We start from the raw sequence: 19760 nt of genomic DNA on the forward strand, positions 1-19760 counted from the left end.
GAATACGCGACCGGTGACTTGAATGTTCAATACGAGGCATGGCACTCTCCTGTTGAACATTCAAATCGAAGGGACACCCATGGCCATCCTGCGTATCGACGCGAGCATCCTCGGCCCCAACTCCGCGAGCAGCGAGCTCGCCGACCTGGTCGAGAAGGAGCTCGCGGGCGCCGAGGTCAAGCGCCGCCATCTCGGCGCCGACCCGCTGCCCGCCGACGCCTGGGCCACCGCCATCCAGGCCGCCTACGTGCCGGTCGACCAGCGCAGCGACGCCCACCACACCTCGGTCGCCCTGGCCGGCGAGCTGGCCGGCGAGCTGCGTGCCGCCGACGCCGTGATCGTCGCCCTGCCGTTCTACAACTACGGCGTCTCCCAGCACGCCAAGACCTGGATCGACCTGGCCATCGCCGGTGGCGAGAACGGCGAGAAGCTCCTCGAGGGCAAGCCCGCCGTCGTCCTCACCACCCGTGGCGGCGCCTACGGCCCCGGTACCCCGCGTGAGGGCTGGGACCACAACACCGACTTCCTGCGCCGTGTCTTCGCCGACGTCTGGGGTGCCGAGCTGACCCTGATCGAGCGCGAGTTCACCCTGGTCGGCGTCAACCCGGCCCTGGACGCGTTCACCGACACCGCCGCCGAGATGCGCAAGATCGCGTTCGAGGCGGCCACCGCGGCCGGCCGTACCCTCGCCGCTCGCTCTTGATCTTCAGGTTTCCGTGCCGGGCGTGCGACAGCCGTGTCGCATGCCCGGCACGGGCCGATCAGGCGGCCGCGATCGCTGACGCGAAATCGGGGTGGGCCCCGATCTGGGCGAGCAGCACGCCCGTCGCGTTGTAGCAGTTGAACCTTTCGATCTTTCCGTCCCGCAGATACCAGAGATCCGCCGCCGGCACGTCGATCCGGTTTTCGGTCGCCGGGATCTCATCGGCCGGGGTCGGGAATCCGCCGAGATGTGTGCCCTGGATGCGCAGTTCGACGGCGACGACATCCCCGAGCGCATGCAGTTCGAGCAGCTCCCGGTGGACATCGGGGAAGACGCCGGCGAAGCCGGCCACCGCCTGGGCGACCTGATCGCCGCGGAAACTCAGCGCGTTCGGAATGTCGTTGAACGACCCGTCCTCGGTGAACAGGGCGCGGAAGCCGGCACCGTCGAGGGCGTTCCCCTCCGCGAGCCGGTAAGCCTCGCGAACGATCTCCTCGTTGCTCTTCACGTCTGCTTCTCCCGGGGCTCGATGTCTGTCGTGGGCAAAGCTAGCTCGTTTTTGACTAAATGGTCAATAACGTAGGCTGGCTCACATGGCACGTCCCCGGAAGTTCGTCGAGAGTGATGTCGTCAGCAGCGCCGGTGAGGTGTTCGCTGTGCACGGCCTCGCCGCCGCGACACTCGACGACCTGGTGCGGGCGACCGGTCTGGGGAAGCAGAGCCTGTACAACGCGTTCGGCGGAAAACGGGAACTGTTCCTCCGGGCGCTCTCCGAGGACCGGGAGGAGGCGGCGCGGGCCGTCTCGGAAGCCCTCGGCCACGGCGACGCGCTGCCGCTGGAACGGATCCGGGGCCACATGCTCCTGATGGCGATCGATTTCAGCCACAGCGATCGGCGGGTCTCGCTCACCACCCGGGCACTGGTCGAGTCGACCGGCGAGGACGACGCGCTCTCCACCGCCACCAGAGCCGGCATCGACCAGCTCGCCGGGATCTACGCCCAGTGCCTGGAACACGCGCGGGAGAACGGCGACCTCCCGGCGGACGCGAACGTGCCGTCGCTGGCGATGTACTTCGTCGCCATCACCCGTGGAATGGAACTGCTCGGCCGTGCCGGTGTCGGCCGCGCCGCCCTCACCGCGGTCGCCCTCGACGCGCTGCGCGTGCTCCGCGCCCCATGACCAGGCTGATCCTGCTCAACGGGCCGCCGGCGTGCGGCAAGTCGACGATTGCCCGGCTGTTCGTGGAGCGCCATCCGCTCGCGCTGACCCTGGACATCGACCGGATCCGGGACCTGATCGGCGGCTGGCGCGACCAGGCCGGCCCGGCTGGGCTGCTGGCCCGCGACATCGCCCTGGCCGCCGCCCGGACCCACCTGACCAGCGGGTACGACGTCGTAGTGCCGCAACTGCTGGCCCGCCCGCAGTTCATCGAGCGGGCCGAAGCGCTCGCCGCCGAACTGGGCTGCCCGTTTCACGAGGTGGTCCTGATGGACGGCCGGGAGAACGCGCTCCGGCGCTGCGCCGTCCGCGACGGCGAGGTTCCCGCCGAGATCGGTGCCTTCTACGACCGGCTGGTGGCCCTGATGGCGACCCGCCCGGCCGTGCGTTTCGTGCACAGCCGGGAAGGCGAGATCGAACAGACCTATCAGGACTTCCTAGCCGTGCTCGGCGGCGGCCTGCCGTAGGTCGATCTCCTCGATCATCTCGCGAGCCGTCTCCTGGTCAGCTTCCGGTCGCGGTCTGCCGGGAGTGTGCTCAGGAACGCCGCCACGGCCGGGTGGCTGGCGGCGCCCCGGCGGAAGGCGACCCTGGTACGTCGGCGGGTCGGCAACGGCAGCAGCGTCACCCCGGCAGGCAGCCGGCCGGTCGCGAGCTGTGGCACCATCGCGACACCCTGACCGGCGGCGACCAGGGCCAGGACGGTTCCGAAGTCGTCCACCCGATGCCGGCCGCGCGGGGCGAACCCGGCCGCCCGGCAGATCTGCAGGGTCGCGGTGTGGCAGAGCGTTCCCGGGGTGGCCAGGATCCAGTTCGCGTCGCGGTGATCGGACAGATCGGTGCCCGGGCCGGTGCCGGCGAGATGGACCGCCTCGTCGAGCATCGGGACACTGTCCAGCCCCGGATCCCACTGCTGCGGCACCACGTCGTAGTCCTGGATCAGTCCGACGTCCAGCCGCCGGTCCAGCAGCGCGGCGGGCACTGCGGCCGGATCGATCTCGGTCACCATCAGGTCCAGGGCGGGGTGTCGTTCGCCCAAGGTGACCAGCGCCGGGGTGAGCAGGGTGCTGATCGCACTGGGGAAGGCGCCGATCCGCAGTTCGCCGGACGGCCCGGAACTCGCGGCGGCGAGCGCGGCCTCGGTGCGTTCCAGCGCGGCCAGCACGGTTTCGGCGTGTGTCACCAGGACGCGTCCGGCGCCGGTCAGGGTGACGCGGCGGCCGGTGCGTTCCAGCAGCGCGGTGCCGGCTTCGCGTTCCAGCGCGGACAACTGCTGGGAGACCGCGGACGGGGTGTAGGTGTGGGTCTCGGCGACGGCGGCGATCGTGCCGAGGCGGGACAGGTCGCAGAGCAGACGCAAGCGGCGTACGTCGAGCATCAGTTCAGCTTACGGAGGTCCGCAGGAACGTGAACTGGACCTGATGCTCGGCAGCGCCGAGGCTTGTCGCATGGCATTGAACGGAATCCTCGTACCGCTGATCACGCCCTTCGACACCGACGGCAAGGTGGCCCTCGACGCCCTGGAACGTCTGGCCCACCAGGTCCTCGACGACGGCGCGGCCGGCCTCGTCGCGCTGGGCACGACGGGGGAGCCGGGCTCGCTCGACCCGTTCGAGCAGGAGGCGGTGGTCGGCGTGGCCGCGACGGTCAGCCGGGAACACGGCACACCACTGCTGGTCGGAGCCCGCCCCGACCTCGCGGCGTTGCCGGGGGTGACGGCAGCGCTGAGCACGGTTCCGGCGTTCGTCCGGCCGGGTGAGGCCGGGGTGATCGCGCACTTCGAAGCGCTCGCCGCGACCATGCCGCTGGTGATCTATCACGTTCCCCATCGGACCGGGCAGGCCTTGTCGGCACAGACGCTGTTGCGGCTGGCCGGGATCCCCGGGGTGATCGGTATGAAGTATGCGACCGGGGTGATCGACGACGCGACAGTGGCCCTGGTCGCGGGCATGCCGGACGGGTTCGCGCTGCTCGGCGGCGACGACGCGCTCCTCTCGCCGCTGCTCGCGATCGGTGCGCACGGCGGCGTCTCGGCCTCGGCGCACGTGGACACCCGGTCGTTCGTGGACCTCGCCACCGCCTGGCACTCGGGAGATCATTCGCGGGCACGGGCTCTCGGCAACCGGCTCGCCGGGCTGTCCCGGGCACTGTTCGCCGAACCCAACCCCACCGTGATCAAGGGGGTGCTGCACGAGCAGGGCCGGATCCCGACCCCGGCGGTGCGGCTGCCCCTGCTCGCGGCGAGCCCGGAGTCAGTGCGCCACGGCTCGGGCCTGGGCGGTGACGGCGGTCAGGAACGCGGTCAGCGCTGGTGACGGTGGAGCGTCGCGGGTCACCGCGAACAGGCGGCGGCCCAGCACCGATTCGGCGGCTTCGCGGTAGGCGAGGGCCGGTTCGGGTGGCGGCAGGGTGATCCGGGGCAGGAGGGCGACGGCGCCGGTCAGACGGACCAGCTCCAGCTGTACGTCGGCGTCGTTGGAGTGGTGCCGCAGATCCGGGTCGAACCCACCGAGTGCCCGGCAGGTCCCGACGACCATCGCGTGATGGCCGGTGCCCTCGTGCGACGACACCCACGCCTCAGCGCGCAGAGCCGCCAGCGACACCGGGCCGCCCGCCAACGCCAGCGGATGCGCCGACGGCAGCACCAGCCGGGACGGCTCGGACAGCAGCGGCACGAAACGCAGCCCGTCCGGTCGCGGGCGGGGATGGCCGTCGTACTCGTCGCTGATCACCAGGTCCACCGCACCCAGCCTTAGACCCGGTAACGCCTGCTCCAGCTCCAGTTCGGCGACCTCCAAGCGAACACCCGGATGCTCGGCCGTCACCCGTGCCACCGCCGGGACCAGCAGCCGCCGGGCCGCCGACTGGAGACCACCCGCGCGGACCGTCCCCCGGATCTCGCCACCGAGCGCCGCCAGAGCCGCCAGATCGGAGGTCGCCGCCTCCGCCGCGGCCAGCAGGATCCGCGCGTGCCGGGCCAGCACCCGCCCGGCGTCGGTGAGCCGGACTCCCCGGCCCGCCTTCTCCAGCAGAACCGTCCCGACCTCTTTCTCCAGCACGGTGAGCTGCTGCGACACGGCTGACGGGCTGTAGCCGAGGGCGGCGGCCACCGCGCCCAGGGTGCCCCGCTCCTCGAACTCCCGCAGGAAACGCAGCCGCCGCAGATCCATGCACAAACCCTAACCAGTCAACTCCAAAAACCATCACTGGACCTGTACGGTTCGGCGTTCGATGCTCGTACCCATGGGTCCGTTGCTCTGTCTGTTCTCCGCCGCCTGCTTCGGGGCGATGGCTGTCTTCGGCAAGTACGCCTACCAGGCCGGAGTCACCCCGCCGACCCTGCTGCTGATCCGGTTCACCCTGGCCGCGGTGCTGCTGGGACTGTTCCTGCCGTTCGCCACGACCCGGCCGGCCCGGGTGCCAGGGCGGGTTCTGGCGATCGCACTCGGGCTGGGCGCCATCGGGTACGCCACCCAGGCGAGCCTCTACTTCGCCGCGCTGACAGTGATGGACGCTTCCCCGCTGGCGCTGATCCTCTACACGTATCCGCTGATGGTGACCGTCGCCGCCGTCCTGCTCGGCCGGGATCGCCTGACCCCCGCCCGGGGCGTGGCCCTGATCGCGGCCACCGGCGGAACACTGTTGGTGCTGCTCGGATCCGGCGCCGCGTCGTTCCACCCGCTCGGGGTGGCCCTGGGAATCGGATCGGCGCTCACCTACACGGTGTACATCCTGGTCTCCGACCGGGTGGTGCGGGAACTGCCGCCGCTGCTGCTGGCCACGCTGGTGATGGCCGGTGCGGCGGTGGCCCTGGCCGGCCGGTCGGCGGCGACCGGCGGCCCCGACCTGAACTTCGCCCCGGCCGGCTGGCTGTGGCTGGCGTGCATCGCGGTGGTGTCCACGGTGCTGGCGATGCTGACGTTCTTCGCCGGGCTGCGCCGCACCGGTCCGTCGACGGCGGCCATCCTGTCCACCTTCGAACCGGTGGTCACCGCGGCCCTGGCCACCCTGCTGCTGGGCGAGTCCCTGTCGCCGCTCCAACTGGTGGGCGGTGCCCTGGTGCTGATCTCGGCCATGAGTCTCGGCTCGGCCGGTGCCGCCGCCCGCGGTGCGCCTCAGCCGGCCGGTGGCGGTGGGTCAGAGCACCAGCTTCATCCGCGGGGCTGAGGTCATCGTGAAACCCAGCTTCGCGTAGAGCGGCAGGGCCGCCGGGGTGGCGCTCAGGTCGACGCGGTCGGCGGCGACCGAGCGGGCCCAGGCCAGCACGTCGAGGACGAGCGTGGTCGCGAAGCCGTGGCCACGGTGCTCGGCCAGGGTGATCACGTTCATCAAGCGGACGGTGCGGCCCTTGGCGCAGTACGGGTTCGGCACGCCGAGTTCCAGGGTGCCGATCGCGGTGGCGACGATCGCGCCGTCGACTTCGATCACCGGGAACCGGGCGTTGTCCGCGTCGTCGACGAGCCGGGTGAACCACCCAGCCGCGTGCTGGCGCCACGGTTCGTTCGTGGTAGCCGCGACATCGCCGAACAGCAGCCCCCAGAGCCGGACCAGGTCACCACAGTCCTGGGCGGTAGCAGCCCGCAGGCGACCGTTGACAATCCTTGACACGCCGCCATGTTGACACGCCCCGCTTCCGGGCCTGCTGCGGGGGCGGTGCCACGGCGGTCAGGGCCGGCGGGATTCAGGGTTGGCGACGGGGAGGTCTGTGCTGGGGAGTGAACGGGCTACCGCATATGCCCGGTGGTCGCGGGGGGACCTTGCGCCGGGAACACCTTGCGGGGACGGGGCGGGACCGTTTTGTTGATCGTACGAAATGGGCATTTTTGCCTTGTGAGGTTACGAAGTTTGGCTTGGGTCAACGGAAAGCTTGGGTTTGATTGGCCTGGGCAACGGAATCCCTTGCGTTTGGGGGTAATGGCTACCATATTGAGCGAATGGCGTTCGGTGGATGAGGGTGGTCATGGAGCTGATCCGGGCGGCGACGTTCGACTCGCCCGCGCGTGTCGAGGAGCCGGTTCGGCCGTTGCTGCGGGTCGGGGTGGTGCAGCATCGGTGGCGTTCGGATCCGGCTGAGCTGCGGGAAGTGTTGTTCGGCGGGATTGCTCGGGCGGCTGCGGAAGGGGCTTCGGTGGTGTTTCTGCCGGAGTTGACGCTGTCGCGGTATCCGGCGTTCGAGGAGCCGGTCGGGAAGCCGGTCGATGCGGCTGAGGACCTGGTCGGTGGGCCTACCGTGGCGTTCGCTGCCGAGGCTGCCCGGCGGTACGGGATTCTGGTGCACGCGTCGTTGTATGAGAAGGTCGATCTGGGGGACGGCCTGGGATACAACACCGCGATATTGGTGGACGAGTCCGGAAATGTCGTTGCGAAGACTCGGAAGACGCATATTCCGGTTACCGAGGGCTACGTCGAGGACAAGTATTTCCGGCCCGGGCCGGCTGACGACGCCTACCCGATCCACCGTGTCGGTGATGTCGCGTTCGGGCTGCCGACCTGCTGGGACGAATGGTTTCCGGAGGTCGCCCGCGCGTATGCGCTGGCCGGCGCCGACATTCTGGCCTACCCGACTGCGATCGGCTCCGAACCCGACCATCCGGGGTTCGACACCCAGCCGCTGTGGCAGCAGGTCATCGTCGGGCACGCCATCGCCAACGGCCTCTTCATGATCGTCCCGAACCGGACCGGTGACGAGGGCGGCATCAGTTTCTACGGTTCGTCGTTCATCGCCGACCCGTACGGCCGGATCCTCGCCCGAGCACCCCGCGACGACGAAGCCGTGCTGGTCGCCGACCTCGACCTCGACCAGCGTAAAGACTGGCTGACGCTGTTCCCGTTCCTGCGGACCCGGCGCCCCGACACCTACGGTGGCCTGGCGTGACGTGGCGGATGCCGGCCGAGACCGAGCCGCACACCTGCACCTGGATGGCCTGGCCGTCCTCGGGGTACACCGACGGTGACGACGCCCGCGAGGCGTGGGCCTCGGTGGCCCTGGCGGTCGCCGAGTTCGAACCGGTCCGGATGGTCGTCGACCCGTCGGCCGTCAAGGACGCCCGCCGCTGGCTGGGTAACGCCGTCGAGTACTTCGAGGCGCCACTCGACGACGCCTGGATGCGTGACATCGGCCCCACCTTCGTCGTCGGCCCGGACGGCCTCGGTGCGGTGGACTGGGTGTTCAACGGCTGGGGCGGGCAGAGCTGGGCGACGTGGGAACGGGACGCGAGGATCGCCCGGCAGGTCGCCGAGTGGGCCGGTGCCACGATCATCGGCTCGGAGCTGGTCAACGAGGGCGGCGGCATTCACGTGGACGGCCAAGGCGCCGTGCTGGTGACCGAAACCGTTCAGCTTGATCCGGGTCGTAACCCGGGCTGGTCGAGAAATGACGTCGAGGCCGAGTTGTTTCGTACGCTCGGCGCTGACCGGGTGGTGTGGTTGCCGCGTGGCTTGACTCGTGACTATGCAGAGTTCGGGACGCGCGGCCATGTCGACATCGTGGCGACGTTCACCGCGCCGGGGGCCGTGCTGCTTCATCTCCAGACCAACCCGCGGCACCCGGATCACGCCGTGTATGACGCGATAAAAGCGGCATTCCCGGCGGGTTGGATCGTGGAAAACCTGCCGGCCCCCGAGAAGATCAACGACGCCACCGGGCCAGTTGATCATTCTTACGTCAATCACCTAGTCTGCAACGCCGGTGTCGTCGCCTGCACGTTCGACGATCCCCGGGACGCCGCGGCTCTGGACATCCTGGCCGCCGCCTATCCCGGCCGCCGGGTGATCGGCGTCGACGCCCGGGCGATCTTCGCCCGCGGAGGCGGCATCCATTGCATCACCCAGCAGGAACCCGCCGTACCTGGAGGAAAACCGTGACCGACTTCGACGTCGTGGTGGTCGGTGCCGGTGTCACCGGACTGACCGTCGCCAACCGCCTGCACGCCGCCGGGAAGAGCGTGATCGTCCTGGAAGCGCGCGACCGGGTCGGCGGGCGCCTGCTCACCGAGGACATCGAGGGGGTCCGCCTGGAAGTCGGCGGCCAGTGGGTCTCCCCGGACCAGACCGCCCTGCTCGCACTGATCGACGAGCTGGGCCTGGAGATGTACTCCCGCTACCGCGCCGGCGAGTCGGTCTACATCGGCGCCGACGGGGTGCGCCGCACGTTCGAGGGCGAGAAGTTCCCGGTCTCGGCCACCACCGAAGCCGAGATGGCCCGCCTCACGGACGAACTCGACCGTCTGGCCGCCGCGATGAACCCGCTCCGCCCGTGGGAGCACCCGGACGCCGACGAACTGGACCGCATCTCGTTCGCGACCTGGCTCGCCGCGCAGACCGACGACGCTGAAGCCCGCGACAACATCGGCCTTTACATCGGCCCGGCGATGCTGACCAAACCGGCCCACTCGTTCTCGGCCCTGTCCGCGGTGCTGATGGCGGCGTCGGCGGGCGGTTTCAGCAACCTCGTCGACGCCGACTTCATCCTGGACCGCCGGGTCGTCGGCGGCCTCCAGCGGGTACCGCTCGCACTCGCGGACCGGCTCCCCGACGGCACCGTGCACCTGTCGGAAGCGGTCACGAAGATCGAATGGGACGACGACGGCGGCACGGTCTTCACCGGCCGGGGCAGTTACTCCGGCCGCAAGATCGTGATGGCGGTGCCGCCGACACTGGTCAGCCGGGTGCAGTACATCCCCGCGCTCCCGCCGGTCCAGGCCCAGATGCGCCAGCACATCTCGTTCGGCCTGGTGGTGAAACTGCACATCACCTATGACACGCCGTTCTGGCGCGCGCAAGGCCTGTCCGGAACGGCGTTCAGCCCCTATGCGCTGGTCCACGAAGCCTATGACAACACCAATGAGGACGTCGACGGCGAAACCCGCGGCACCCTGGTCGGATTCGTCTCCGACGTGAAAGCCGACAGCATCCTGTCGCTCGATCCGGACACCCGCAAGAAGGCGGTCCTGGATTCACTGGCCGCCTATTACGGCCCGGAGGCACTGACGCCGGTCGCCTATTACGAGAGCCCGTGGATGGCCGACGAATGGACCGTCGGCGCCTTCGGCACCAGCTTCGACATCGGTTCGCTGACCCGTTACGGCCGCCATCTGCGCCAGGAGGTGGGCCCGCTCTCGTTCGCGAGCAGCGACATCGCGGGTCTCGGTTTCCAGCACGTGGACGGTGCGATCCGGATGGGCGAAGAGATCTTTTCTCGGTACGAATGACGAAACGGTCGCCTGACTACCGCGCGAGGTAGGTGCCCGCTCCCGCCCGGTCCCGCGACCGCCGGGGGCGGGCGGCCCCACCGGAAACCTTCGTTTGCCGTCTCTTGTCCGAACGCTGGCATTCGAGGCGGCATTCGTCGCCATAACGTGTGCATGCGATGACCCGTTGTCATGCCGGGTTCCGAATGGAAGCCCACGACCAGCGGAATCGTTGTCGGCCACCGTTGGTGACCGACGGCCGGTCCGCTCGCGCCGCCAGCCCCTGTGACCTGGTGCTGCTGGACCTGGGGCTGCCCGACACCGACGGCCTCGACGTGTGCCGCGAACTGCGGGCCCGCGGTGCCGTCCCGATCATCGTGATCAGCGCCCGGGCCGGGGGGATCGACCGGGTGGTCGGCCTGGAACGCGGCGCCGACGACTACGTCGGATTCCAGTCTTACCAGACATATGATCAACTTTCGGCCGCCGAAGGGATCCCCATGCTTGAGCGGTCGCTCAAAAACTTCGCTACTCTGCACTCGGGCAGCGAATTGAGCGACTGCTCAAACGGGGGAGACCGATGGTGGAGAAGAAGCGGATACGGGCGGCGAACCTGGTGCTGGTCGGCCTGATCGCCGTCTTCGGGGCGGTGTTCCTGTGGCTCACCGTCCGCGCCGGGCGCGCCGACAGCGCCCTGCTGTTCGTGGTTCTGCCGACCGTGGTGGCCGCGTCCCTGGCACTCGTGCCCGGGGGCACCACACACGGGAAGGTGTTCCGGCTGACCACCATCGGTCTGCTGCTCGCGGCCGTGGCCCTGCACGAGGGAGCGATCTGTGTCGTGCTCGCCGCGCCGCTCGTCTACGGGGTCGCGCACATCGTCACCGGCGTGGTCGGCTCGATCCGGGAGTCCCGGCGGCTGCCGGCACTGATCCCGCTGCCCCTGCTGCTGCTCGGTGTGGAAGGCGTGCAACCGCAGTGGCGGATCAACCCGGACCAGTCCGTCGAGGTCAGCCGGGTGATCGCCGCCGACCCGGCGACCGTGCCGGCCCTGCTCGCCGCCGGCCCGCGACCGGCTGACCCGCGACCGCTGTCACTGCGGCTGCTCGGCGTCCCGACTCCGGGTCACGTGCACGGCGACGGGCTGGCCGCGGGGGACCGGTGGACGTTCGGATACCACGGCAGCTCACACGGGCCGGGCGGGCAGATCGTCACCGAGGTCACCGAGGCCGGGCCGCAGCGGATCGTCTTCCGGGTCGTCGAGGACAGTTCGATCACCGGCCGCTGGGTGGACCTGCGCGACGCCACCCTGAGCTGGCAGCAGCTGGGAACCGGCACCGAGGTCACCGTGCGGATCGACTACCGGCGCGGACTCGACCCGTCCTGGTACTTCGGGCCACTCCAGGACAGCCTGATGAGCGCCGGCGCCGAACACCTGCTGGACATGCTGGTCCTGCGGTGACCATCACGCTGGCCCGCTACCTGTGCCTGCTGATCCCGCTGGTGGCACTGCTGGCGGCGGCCCGCGCGAACCCGCGCCGGGCGGGTGCCGCCCTGGCCTTCACCGCCGCCGCCACCGGCATCGCGGCCCTCCACGAGGTGTCCAGCTGGTACACGTTCGCAGCGGTCGACGGCTCCTACCGGGGTATGCCGGTGGACCTGTGGCTGGGCTGGGCCGTGCTCTGGGGGCCGATCCCCGTGCTGCTCCGGCGCCACCTGCCGCTGCCGGTGGCGCTCGGCCTGCTCCTGTGGATCGACGCGATCGCGATGCCGGCCCTGGAACCACTGGTGGTCCTCGGCCCGCACTGGCTGACCGGCGACATCCTCGGCCTGCTCCTGATCGCCCTGCCCGCGCAACTGCTGGGCCGCTGGACCGACGACCGCCGCCACCTGATCCTCCGGGTCCTGCTGCAGATGGCCGTCTTCACCGCATTGGTGATGTGGCTGGCCCCGAGCGTCGCCTACACCTTCGGCGACGGCGGCTGGCAGCACCTGCGTGGCCTGCCCGCCGAAGTACGGTTCCTGCTCGCCCAAGCGGGGCTGGTGGTGGCCCTGCCCGCACTCGCCGCGGTCCGCGAGTTCGCCATCCGCGGCGACGGCACCCCGTTCCCCTGGGACCCACCACAGAAGATCATCACCACCGGGCCGTACGCCTACCTCGCCAACCCGATGCAACTCAGCGCCGTACTCCTGCTGCTCCTGCTGGCCGCTGTCACCCACAGCACGGTCCTCGCGGCGGCGGCCGTGACCGCAGTCGCCTTCTCCGCCGCGGTCGCCGGTCCGCACGAGGAACACGACATGGCCCGGCGGTACGGCGAACAGTGGCGTGCCTACCGGCGGCACGTGCGGGACTGGTGGCCGTCGCCGGTGCCCTACCGGGCGTCGACACCGGCGACCGTGTGGCTCGACGACGACTGCGGGCCGTGCCGGGCGTTCCGTGACGCCCTGAACAGGAGAAACCCGGTCAACCTGACGATCCGTCCGGCCGCCGACCACGAGCGGACACTGTGGCGGGCCCGCTACGAAGCCGCCGACGGCTACACCGTCGACGGAGTCGGTGCCGTCGCCAGAGCCCTCGAACACACCAGCCTGCTCCCCGCGTACGCCAGTTGGCTCCTGCTCCTCCCGGTTTTCAAGCACCTGGCCCAGCTCGTCACCGATGCCCTGATCGCACCTCCCCATCCCGCCCTGCGGCAGAATGAGCGCCAATGAGCGAGCTTGCGAGCGAATCATCAGCACAGTGGAAAATTCATGGCGGCGCCGGAGCGAAGCGGAGGTGACGTCATGAACGACACCAAGCAGCGCCTTCTCGACGGAGCTTTGACCGCGCTGCGCGAGCACGGTGTCACCGGGGTCTCGGCCCGGACCATCGGAGCCGCCGCCGGGGTCAACCAGGCGCTCGTCTTCTACCACTACAAGAGTGTCGACGAACTGCTCGGCGCGGCCTGCCTGGCGGCTACCCGGGAGCGGGTGACCGCCTACGCGGACCGGTTCGCGGCGGTCGGTTCGCTGCGGGAGTTGTTGCAGGTCGGGCTTGATCTGCACGCCTCGGAACTGGCCGGCGGCAACGTGTCGGTGCTGGCGCAGATGCTGGCCGCGGCGCAGACCGGGGAACGGCTGGCCACACCCACCGCCGCCGCTCTGCAACTCTGGACCGACGAGATCGAGATCGTGCTGAACCGGCTGCTCACCGGTTCGCCGGTCGCTGAGGTGGCGGACATTCCGGGACTGTCCCGGGCGGTTTCGGCGGCTTTTGTGGGCCTCGAACTGTTCGAGGGGGTGGACCCGGCGGGGGCCCGGCAGGCGCTGGCCGCGCTGGATCAGCTCGCGGTGCTGGTCGAGGTGGTGGACGAGCTGGGGCCGATCGCGCGGCGGGCACTGCGATCGAAGGTCAAGAGTCACCTGAAAGTGCGGGAACCTTCCGGTCCGCAGTAGCGACCAACCGCCGTGACACTTCCTGATTTAACGGCATATGTCCCGCATCGCATCACCGCGGACGCGGACTTCGAGGGGACCGTGGTGCCCGGACTGCGCGCCGAGTTCTTCCGCCGCCCCGACGGGGACCGGATCGCTTCGGTGGGGCGGTATTCGTACCTGGGCCGCGAGGTCTTGATGGCCTGGGGTTTCGTGGACGAACAGCACTGCCGGTGGCACGCGGTCCACGACCCGGTCGACGGCTGGCAGGCGACCGTCGACGGATGCCCCGACATCCGCAAGAATCCGGACACCATCGAGGTCCGCACCCCGACCGGCGCGTGGCTACCGGTAGGAGCGTGAACAGGGCCAGGGTCCGGCGGACCCTGGCCCCACCACGAACTAAGCGTGGGAACGGGACTTCCGGCCGGCCCGGCGAGCCGCGTCGATGACCGGATCGGTCTCGTCGTCGAACTGCCCGATCACCTGCTCCAGCAGGTCCTCCAGCGCGACGAGCCCGATCACCGACCCGTCGTCGACGACCAGCGCCACCTGATTGCGCAACTGCCGCATCGAGGCGATCGCGTCGAGCACCGTGGTGTCCGCGGGCAACCGCAACGCCGACGTCATCAGCGACCCGGCAGTGGCGTCCGTCCCGCCGCCGACCGCCTTCGCGGCCTCCCGCACATGCACGATCCCGGCGATCTCCCCGGACGCGTCGGTGACGGCCAGCCGCGAACGCCCGGCCTCGGTACTGCGCAACTCCACGGTCCGGGCGTCGTCGGCGGCGGTCACCGTGACGATCCGGTCGTTCGGGGTCATCACCTCACGCACGGTCCGCGACTCGATCTGCAACATCGCGGTCAACAGCTCGTGCTCGGCGGCCGGAATGGTGCCGTGCTCCTTGGACGTCTGCAGCAGCAGCCGCAACTGCTCGGCGTTGTGCACCTGCGCCAGCTCGTCCTGCGGTTCCACCTTGAACAGCTTCAGAACCGCGTTGGCCAGCCCGTTCAGAGCCAGCAACACCGGCTTCAGCACGGTGGTGAACCCGACGAACGGGATCGCCAGCAGCGTCGCCGACGTCTCCGGGTGACTGATCGCCCACGACTTCGGGGCCATCTCACCGACCACCACGTGCAGGAAACTGACCAGGACGACGGCGAACAGGAACGCCACCACGTACGCCGCGTCACCGGGGATGCCGACCGCGGTGAACACCGGCTCCAGCAGGTGTGCGACCGCCGGTTTCGCCAAGGCACCGAGGCCCAGCGTGCACAGGGTGATGCCGAGCTGCGCGCCGGCCAGCATCAGCGACAGCCGCCGGGTGCCGGCCATCGCCGCCCGGGCCCCACGGGACCCCTCGGCGGCGGCGGACTCCAGCCGGTGCCGTTTCGCGGCGACCAGGGCGAACTCGGCCGCCACGAAGAACGCGTTGGCGACGAGCAGGAAGAACGAGATCGTCAGCGACAGGGTGGTGCTCATGCCGGCACCTCGACTTCGACCTCACTGAGAGCGACGCGGGACGGCACACGCCTGCGGACTTCGAGCACGGTCAAACGTACCGCCGCCTGGGGTTGAGGGTTTCCGTCGTCGTCGATCGAGGGCGTCGGTGTCAGCTCGACGCTCTCCTGGACCTCCGGCAGCCGGCCGAGCCGGGCCAGGACCAGGCCGGACAGCGTGTCGTAGAGGTCGTCCTCGGGCAGGCTGATCCCGGTGGCCTCGGCGATCTCGTCCATCCGGGCCCGCCCCGGAACCACCCAGGAACCGTCGGTCCGCTGCTCGATCACCGGCTCCGGCAGGTCGTCCTCGTCACGGATCTCACCGACCAGCTCCTCGGCCACGTCCTCCAAGGTGATGATCCCGGCGAAACCACCGAACTCGTCGACGACGATCGCCATCTGCCGGTGCGCGGCCTTGAGCCGGTCCAGCACCACCGGCAGCCGGCACGACTCGGGCAACGCCACCGGGGGAGTGGCGAGCGTGCTCACCGGCGTGCTGTCACGCACCGCCGGGTCCAGGGCTACGACCTCGGCGATCGACACCACCCCGAGCACGTCGTCCAGCCCGTCACCGATCACCGGGAACCGGGAATGCCCGGTGTCCAGCAACTCGACCACCCGCGACGCCGGCTCGTGCCCGCCGATCGACGTGACGTCCACCCGCGGGCGCATCACCTCGGCGGCCGTCCGAATCCGGAAGTCCAGCCCGTGATCCAGCAACCGGGCCGCCCGCGCGTCCAGCAGACCGTGCGCGCTGGACGCCTCGATGATCCGGTCCAGGTCCTCCGAAGTGGCACCCTGCGGCAGCTCCTCGATCGGCTCGATGCCGATCGCACGCAACAATCGGGTCGCCGTCGAGTCGAACAACCGGATCAGCGGGCCCATCACGGTCAGGTAGATCGCCGTCGACCGGGACAGCGCCCGCGCCACCGCGACCGGCTCGGCGATCGCCAGGTTCTTCGGCGCCAGCTCGCCCAGCACCATCTGCACGACGGTCGCGAACAGCAGCGCGAACACCATCGACACCGAGGTGGTCAACGCCTCCGGCAACCCGGTCGCGCCGAGCAGCTCCGCGGTGCCCTCACCCAGGAACGGCTCGGCCACATAACCCGCGAGCAGCGCGGTCACCGTGATGCCGACCTGCGATCCGGAGAGCACGAACGACAGTTTCTGAGTGACCTTGAGGGCCCGCGCGGCTGCCGCGTCACCCTCGTCGGCGAGAGCGCGCAGACGCTCCCGGTCCACCGCCACGTAGGCGAACTCCTGGGCCACGAAATATCCGGTGGCCGCTGTGAGCAACACAATCGCCACGATGCCGATCGTGATCAGCAACCGGGTTCCCTCCGCACGTTCAAATGTATGTTTGCCCGATGAGCGATCTGTTGCGCATCGGGGAGCTCGCCGCTCAGGCCGGGGTCTCCACCCGCACCGTTGACTATTACACGCAACAGTTCGAGTAGACCGGCATGCGCAACACATCATCGGGCTGTTGACCAGGGAATATGGAAACCTATTGATTTGTGTCCTCCGTACCCGGTAATCGGGCGTTAGAGGCGCTGAAGTCCATAGTACCTCGGTCAAGATCACCGTTCTCAGGCCCACGGTCGCTATGTTGACGTTAACAACAGGCTGAGAAGCCCTCAGAGTTCACGGCAACCCCTGTTCATCGGATCACCCAGGGGTCAATTGGTTCGTCGCTCAGCGGCCACTACAGCGGGCTAAGCAATTCGTATAGCCGCTGAACTAATGAAACCGTTCGTTCCCGGAAAACTGTCAACACCCGATCACCGGATATTCAAAAGGCCGATATCCAGATATCCTTGTATCTGTCGGCAGGGAATCGCGAAGTCTTTGCAGCAAATGATTCCTGCAACCAAGCTGCACCCGTTTGGCAACTGACAAAGAATGGCTCTACAGCGTATACTAGAACCACACCCGGAAAGACATGCCCTGCCAAATCGGTGGGGCATTTCGCAACCCCGAAAGTTAGAGGAGAGAACAGCATGATGGTTTCTGTTCGGACGCGTTGGATGCAGGTCAACGCCCCTACCCGTAAGGCCGTGATGGAGCAGCTTCGCACCCTCGGAATCGACATCAGTAGCGAACTGCCGATCGTTGACACTGAGGTTCGCATGATGCCTGCCGCACAGTTGATGACGATGATCGATGAGGAGTTCTTCGCAGAGATCGGGCAGCACCCGATGAAGGTTCTCGTTATGCACCTCAACCACCTGAAGCACTTCGGGTACACCCCCGAACAGCAGGCGGGGATTGAGAAGTTCGTTGCCGACAACATCACGTGGTGCGAGATCGATCTGTCTAGCAACAAGATCACGATGGCGGATCACGAGGAGTGCGACCACACCGTTCGGGCCGAGTGCTGGCACGTCGGCGGTTGGGCCAACCGCTACTTCCCGAACGAGAACACCAGCCCCCTTCGGCTTATGTGCAGCCAGGACATCTGATGCGTTGCCCGGAACATCGATGGAAGAAGCACTACCGGTCAATCAGTGACGCTGATCGGGTGGCCCTGCTCTGGGGCTCGTACGTCTACGACTGCGGTACCGGCACCGGGTACCACATCACTACCAACATTAATTTTGAGGAGAACCGATGAACTACAACGATCCCGGTAAAGACGCCTGGGGACTTGCGCCGCCGAACGGTCTGGAGATCTTCCAGGTCGAGGGTCACCACATCCGTTTCGGGTACGACACCGAGCGGGACGCTGCTTACGCCGTTGGCCCCGACTTCGCTAAGGCGATGGGACATCGGGATGCCGCTGACGCTGCGCGTCTGCTGGAAGACTCTGAGAAGGGTACGCAAAATGTGCGTACCCTTGGCGGTCTACAAGAGATGACTGTCTTCTATGAGGATGGCCTCTGGGAGTTGATCTTCCGGAGTTCCCTTCCCGGCGCTAAGGCTATCAAGGGACGAGTCAAAGAGATTCTGAAGCAGATCCGCAAAACCGGGTCCTACTCAGCTACACCAGCGATCCCTACCAGCTTCGCTGAGGCGTTGCAGCTTGCTGCCGATCAGGCCCGTGAGATCGAAGCTCAGCGAGCCATCAGTGCGGCTCAGTCTGCACAGCTTGAGATTCAGGCCCCGATGGTGGATGCCTATCGGTCCTACCTGGAATCGGCTACAGACAAGAACATCTCGGACGTCTTCGGGATCATCAGCTCAAAGATCAACGAGCGATACGGCCTGAAGGTCAAGAACAAGCACGTCAAGTTGCTCCGTCGGACGTGGTTCACGTTCAAAGCCGGTACTGATCAGGTCACCGGTAGTACGGCGTACGCCCGCACGAACGGATATCTGACCGAAGAACCCGGAACATACGGTAACCAGGTTCGATTCACGACAAAGGGCGCACTGCGTCTGGCTGAGATCGCCGAGAAGCACTTCAAGCGATAGGTAGTGGGGCCGGGCCTACGGGTTCGGCCCCTTCCCAGCCGAGTAACTTTAACCGCGCGGTTAAAGAAATCAAGGGTACTTACCAGAGCAGTACCCCGTCACACCACAGAGGAGATTTGAAGTGAGCGAGAACGTAGGCAAAAACGGCAGTTCCCTGGGTCCGCCGGAAGAGGAAATCTTCTTTCCACTGAGCGAAGAGCGTGACCCGTGGTGCGACTGCTACAGCGACGTAGACGATTGGGAGAGTTCAAAATGGGATGATGGGGAGGAGTTCTGATGACTGAATTTATCAACCGCGACAACAGTCCAGAGGAGAATCTTAGGATCGCTCAACTGATGTACGCCGGGGCAGAGACGATCATCGAACGGGATGCATACTCCGATGTCCCATCCGTCAACCAGGCCCGTTTGCTGGTTATGGAAGCGATCATCGCTGGCGCACTTCACCATCGAGATCACTACCCGATTATCAGCACGCCGCTGATTAGAGAGTTCGCCATAGCCAAGGCCGGTAGGTCTTTGGCTCGCGGTCAGATTGACGATGCCCTGAAGTTCTGGGGAAAGACCAACGGTGGAACAACCAGGAAGGGATCTCGATACATCGAATTCCAGCCTGGCACTAAGGGGTCCAGGAAACCTAGGAAGTACATCCTTGGCCACTTCCTGATTGAGCACGCCGACGAAGAGTCGCCGGTCAACTTCCGGGCCGATCTGTTTGGTCCGATCTACGAAGCGAGTCGCAAGGCGAAGGAGGTGGTAGGAACTGCCGTCTCCAAAAGTGACCGAGCAGATCGACCAGCTAAACCGTCTGTCGTGGCTGAACTTCCCGGTGATGCCGAAGACGTTCCTGCTGGCAACCGAGCGAGGGGTGAGGATTCACGCGACGTTGTGAAGGTCTATCCATGGCAGCTCAAGGGTGTCTCGGCCAATCCAACGACCGAGGACTTCGCCGTGTGGGAGGAGTTCAACCCAGACGAATCGGAGACAGCTTTCGATGAGTTGTGCGAGCTGTTCGTACAGGGTCGACTGGAGAGTCTGTAGTGATCAGGGGGCGGGCTTCGGTCTGCCCCCTAGGTCTCATTTGGCTAGTCGATAGCTGTCACTTAGCTGCACGCTAGCTAGTCAACTAAAGAAGACCATGACCGAGACCAAGACGAGGTCAATGACGAAGATTAAGACGAAGACAAAAACCACAGATCGCCAGCAACCGAAGCTGGCTCAGTGAAGATCTTCCATCTGCTCCGAATCCGGGATTCGGGCCACATACAAAGAACTTGAAAACCTTGGTCGTCGCAAGCTCCTCCTACCTTGGTCGCTGTCG

Annotated in this window: 24 protein-coding genes; 18 read left to right on the forward strand and 6 right to left on the reverse strand. The window is 67.4% G+C overall.

The annotated features are described in order from the left end of the window. The first annotated feature begins 79 nt into the window (after positions 1-79). Positions 80-703 carry an FMN-dependent NADH-azoreductase gene (locus BLU81_RS07860; protein ID WP_092542967.1) on the forward strand — a complete coding sequence of 208 codons (624 nt, stop codon included), beginning with the start codon at positions 80-82 and terminating at the stop codon, positions 701-703. 58 nt (positions 704-761) lie between these two features. Here BLU81_RS07860 and BLU81_RS07865 read toward each other — a convergent pair whose 3' ends face one another. Beyond that, entirely contained in the window at positions 762-1211 is a 450-nt protein-coding gene (locus tag BLU81_RS07865) for an ester cyclase (protein WP_092542969.1), read from the reverse strand. 85 nt (positions 1212-1296) lie between these two features. Here BLU81_RS07865 and BLU81_RS07870 point away from each other — a divergent pair, with 85 nt between their 5' ends. Continuing rightward, on the forward strand, positions 1297-1884 hold the full coding sequence (locus BLU81_RS07870; protein ID WP_092542971.1) for a TetR/AcrR family transcriptional regulator: 588 nt from the start codon (positions 1297-1299) through the stop codon (positions 1882-1884). Further along, complete coding sequence (locus BLU81_RS07875) at positions 1881-2390, forward strand: AAA family ATPase (RefSeq protein WP_092542973.1); 510 nt, start codon at positions 1881-1883, stop codon at positions 2388-2390. The genes BLU81_RS07870 and BLU81_RS07875 overlap by 4 nt, the downstream gene beginning before the upstream one ends. A 14-nt stretch (positions 2391-2404) precedes the next feature. Here the strand turns inward: BLU81_RS07875 and BLU81_RS07880 are convergent, their stop codons facing one another. Continuing rightward, a complete protein-coding gene (locus BLU81_RS07880; protein ID WP_092542975.1) occupies positions 2405-3301 on the reverse strand; it encodes a LysR family transcriptional regulator in 897 nt (298 codons plus the stop codon). Between the two features lie 70 nt (positions 3302-3371). Here BLU81_RS07880 and BLU81_RS07885 point away from each other — a divergent pair, with 70 nt between their 5' ends. Continuing rightward, the gene (locus tag BLU81_RS07885) at positions 3372-4238 is read left to right on the forward strand and encodes a dihydrodipicolinate synthase family protein (protein ID WP_092542977.1); all 867 of its coding nucleotides are present in this window, start codon (positions 3372-3374) and stop codon (positions 4236-4238) included. Here BLU81_RS07885 and BLU81_RS07890 read toward each other — a convergent pair. Beyond that, a complete protein-coding gene (locus BLU81_RS07890) occupies positions 4176-5093 on the reverse strand; it encodes a LysR family transcriptional regulator (RefSeq protein ID WP_092542979.1) in 918 nt (305 codons plus the stop codon). The genes BLU81_RS07885 and BLU81_RS07890 overlap by 63 nt on opposite strands. Before the next feature lie 61 nt (positions 5094-5154). On the opposite strand from BLU81_RS07890, the gene BLU81_RS07895 reads away from it, so the two are divergent. Next, positions 5155-6090, forward strand: coding sequence for a DMT family transporter (locus BLU81_RS07895; protein WP_231954296.1), 936 nt, complete (start codon positions 5155-5157; stop codon positions 6088-6090). Here BLU81_RS07895 and BLU81_RS07900 read toward each other — a convergent pair. Further along, positions 6061-6531, reverse strand: a complete 471-nt coding sequence (locus BLU81_RS07900; RefSeq protein ID WP_092542983.1) for a GNAT family N-acetyltransferase — start codon at positions 6529-6531, stop codon at positions 6061-6063. The two genes, BLU81_RS07895 and BLU81_RS07900, sit on opposite strands and share 30 nt — an antisense overlap. Before the next feature lie 340 nt (positions 6532-6871). Here BLU81_RS07900 and BLU81_RS07905 point away from each other — a divergent pair, with 340 nt between their 5' ends. From BLU81_RS07905 to BLU81_RS07940, 8 genes are all read left to right on the forward strand, one after another. Continuing rightward, positions 6872-7798: a nitrilase-related carbon-nitrogen hydrolase gene (locus BLU81_RS07905; protein ID WP_231954300.1), complete on the forward strand. Its 927-nt coding sequence runs from the start codon at positions 6872-6874 to the stop codon at positions 7796-7798. After that, positions 7795-8787, forward strand: a complete 993-nt coding sequence (locus BLU81_RS07910; RefSeq protein WP_092542987.1) for an agmatine deiminase family protein — start codon at positions 7795-7797, stop codon at positions 8785-8787. Before BLU81_RS07905 ends, BLU81_RS07910 begins: the two co-directional genes overlap by 4 nt. Further along, positions 8784-10133: a flavin monoamine oxidase family protein gene (locus BLU81_RS07915; RefSeq protein WP_092542989.1), complete on the forward strand. Its 1350-nt coding sequence runs from the start codon at positions 8784-8786 to the stop codon at positions 10131-10133. Before BLU81_RS07910 ends, BLU81_RS07915 begins: the two co-directional genes overlap by 4 nt. A gap of 185 nt (positions 10134-10318) precedes the next feature. Further along, positions 10319-10744, forward strand: coding sequence for a response regulator (locus tag BLU81_RS51970; RefSeq protein WP_373873377.1), 426 nt, complete (start codon positions 10319-10321; stop codon positions 10742-10744). Then, the gene (locus BLU81_RS07925) at positions 10693-11571 is read left to right on the forward strand and encodes an SRPBCC family protein (RefSeq protein ID WP_092542991.1); all 879 of its coding nucleotides are present in this window, start codon (positions 10693-10695) and stop codon (positions 11569-11571) included. Before BLU81_RS51970 ends, BLU81_RS07925 begins: the two co-directional genes overlap by 52 nt. A gap of 2 nt (positions 11572-11573) precedes the next feature. Further along, a complete protein-coding gene (locus tag BLU81_RS07930; protein ID WP_092556764.1) occupies positions 11574-12821 on the forward strand; it encodes a methyltransferase in 1248 nt (415 codons plus the stop codon). Between the two features lie 72 nt (positions 12822-12893). Continuing rightward, positions 12894-13544 carry a TetR/AcrR family transcriptional regulator gene (locus BLU81_RS07935; RefSeq protein ID WP_092542993.1) on the forward strand — a complete coding sequence of 217 codons (651 nt, stop codon included), beginning with the start codon at positions 12894-12896 and terminating at the stop codon, positions 13542-13544. Between the two features lie 84 nt (positions 13545-13628). Further along, the gene (locus tag BLU81_RS07940; RefSeq protein WP_092542995.1) at positions 13629-13886 is read left to right on the forward strand and encodes a hypothetical protein; all 258 of its coding nucleotides are present in this window, start codon (positions 13629-13631) and stop codon (positions 13884-13886) included. Between the two features lie 39 nt (positions 13887-13925). Here the strand turns inward: BLU81_RS07940 and BLU81_RS07945 are convergent, their stop codons facing one another. Together BLU81_RS07945 and BLU81_RS07950 are read right to left on the reverse strand one after the other, a co-directional pair. After that, complete coding sequence (locus BLU81_RS07945) at positions 13926-15005, reverse strand: hemolysin family protein (RefSeq protein ID WP_092542997.1); 1080 nt, start codon at positions 15003-15005, stop codon at positions 13926-13928. Beyond that, on the reverse strand, positions 15002-16354 hold the full coding sequence (locus BLU81_RS07950; RefSeq protein WP_092542999.1) for a hemolysin family protein: 1353 nt from the start codon (positions 16352-16354) through the stop codon (positions 15002-15004). The genes BLU81_RS07945 and BLU81_RS07950 overlap by 4 nt, the downstream gene beginning before the upstream one ends. A 38-nt stretch (positions 16355-16392) precedes the next feature. Here BLU81_RS07950 and BLU81_RS47680 point away from each other — a divergent pair, with 38 nt between their 5' ends. The 5 genes from BLU81_RS47680 (at position 16393) to BLU81_RS47690 (ending at position 19480) form a co-directional block, all read left to right on the forward strand. Then, complete coding sequence (locus BLU81_RS47680; protein WP_197686148.1) at positions 16393-16482, forward strand: MerR family transcriptional regulator; 90 nt, start codon at positions 16393-16395, stop codon at positions 16480-16482. A 543-nt stretch (positions 16483-17025) separates the two neighbouring features. Next, on the forward strand, positions 17026-17487 hold the full coding sequence (locus BLU81_RS07955) for a hypothetical protein (protein ID WP_157751384.1): 462 nt from the start codon (positions 17026-17028) through the stop codon (positions 17485-17487). A 148-nt stretch (positions 17488-17635) separates the two neighbouring features. Further along, positions 17636-18439: a BRO-N domain-containing protein gene (locus BLU81_RS07960; RefSeq protein WP_092543003.1), complete on the forward strand. Its 804-nt coding sequence runs from the start codon at positions 17636-17638 to the stop codon at positions 18437-18439. A gap of 121 nt (positions 18440-18560) precedes the next feature. Continuing rightward, the gene (locus BLU81_RS47685; protein ID WP_157751385.1) at positions 18561-18716 is read left to right on the forward strand and encodes a hypothetical protein; all 156 of its coding nucleotides are present in this window, start codon (positions 18561-18563) and stop codon (positions 18714-18716) included. Next, positions 18716-19480, forward strand: a complete 765-nt coding sequence (locus tag BLU81_RS47690; protein WP_157751386.1) for a hypothetical protein — start codon at positions 18716-18718, stop codon at positions 19478-19480. The genes BLU81_RS47685 and BLU81_RS47690 overlap by 1 nt, the downstream gene beginning before the upstream one ends. Positions 19481-19760 lie beyond the last annotated feature (280 nt).

Source organism: Actinoplanes derwentensis (assembly GCF_900104725.1).
In the GTDB taxonomy this organism is placed as follows: domain Bacteria; phylum Actinomycetota; class Actinomycetes; order Mycobacteriales; family Micromonosporaceae; genus Actinoplanes; species Actinoplanes derwentensis.

Coding starts and splice junctions, on each gene's coding strand:
- BLU81_RS07905 (WP_231954300.1), top strand. CDS start 6,872: ATGAGGGTGGTCATGGAGCTGATCCGGGCGGCGACGTTCGACTCGCCC.
- BLU81_RS07960 (WP_092543003.1), top strand. CDS start 17,636: ATGAACTACAACGATCCCGGTAAAGACGCCTGGGGACTTGCGCCGCCG.
- BLU81_RS07895 (WP_231954296.1), top strand. CDS start 5,155: ATGCTCGTACCCATGGGTCCGTTGCTCTGTCTGTTCTCCGCCGCCTGC.
- BLU81_RS07955 (WP_157751384.1), top strand. CDS start 17,026: ATGATGGTTTCTGTTCGGACGCGTTGGATGCAGGTCAACGCCCCTACC.
- BLU81_RS47680 (WP_197686148.1), top strand. CDS start 16,393: ATGAGCGATCTGTTGCGCATCGGGGAGCTCGCCGCTCAGGCCGGGGTC.
- BLU81_RS07880 (WP_092542975.1), bottom strand. CDS start 3,301: ATGCTCGACGTACGCCGCTTGCGTCTGCTCTGCGACCTGTCCCGCCTC.
- BLU81_RS07935 (WP_092542993.1), top strand. CDS start 12,894: ATGAACGACACCAAGCAGCGCCTTCTCGACGGAGCTTTGACCGCGCTG.
- BLU81_RS07870 (WP_092542971.1), top strand. CDS start 1,297: ATGGCACGTCCCCGGAAGTTCGTCGAGAGTGATGTCGTCAGCAGCGCC.
- BLU81_RS07890 (WP_092542979.1), bottom strand. CDS start 5,093: ATGGATCTGCGGCGGCTGCGTTTCCTGCGGGAGTTCGAGGAGCGGGGC.
- BLU81_RS07860 (WP_092542967.1), top strand. CDS start 80: ATGGCCATCCTGCGTATCGACGCGAGCATCCTCGGCCCCAACTCCGCG.
- BLU81_RS51970 (WP_373873377.1), top strand. CDS start 10,319: ATGGAAGCCCACGACCAGCGGAATCGTTGTCGGCCACCGTTGGTGACC.
- BLU81_RS47690 (WP_157751386.1), top strand. CDS start 18,716: ATGACTGAATTTATCAACCGCGACAACAGTCCAGAGGAGAATCTTAGG.
- BLU81_RS07925 (WP_092542991.1), top strand. CDS start 10,693: ATGGTGGAGAAGAAGCGGATACGGGCGGCGAACCTGGTGCTGGTCGGC.
- BLU81_RS07875 (WP_092542973.1), top strand. CDS start 1,881: ATGACCAGGCTGATCCTGCTCAACGGGCCGCCGGCGTGCGGCAAGTCG.
- BLU81_RS07945 (WP_092542997.1), bottom strand. CDS start 15,005: ATGAGCACCACCCTGTCGCTGACGATCTCGTTCTTCCTGCTCGTCGCC.
- BLU81_RS07885 (WP_092542977.1), top strand. CDS start 3,372: ATGGCATTGAACGGAATCCTCGTACCGCTGATCACGCCCTTCGACACC.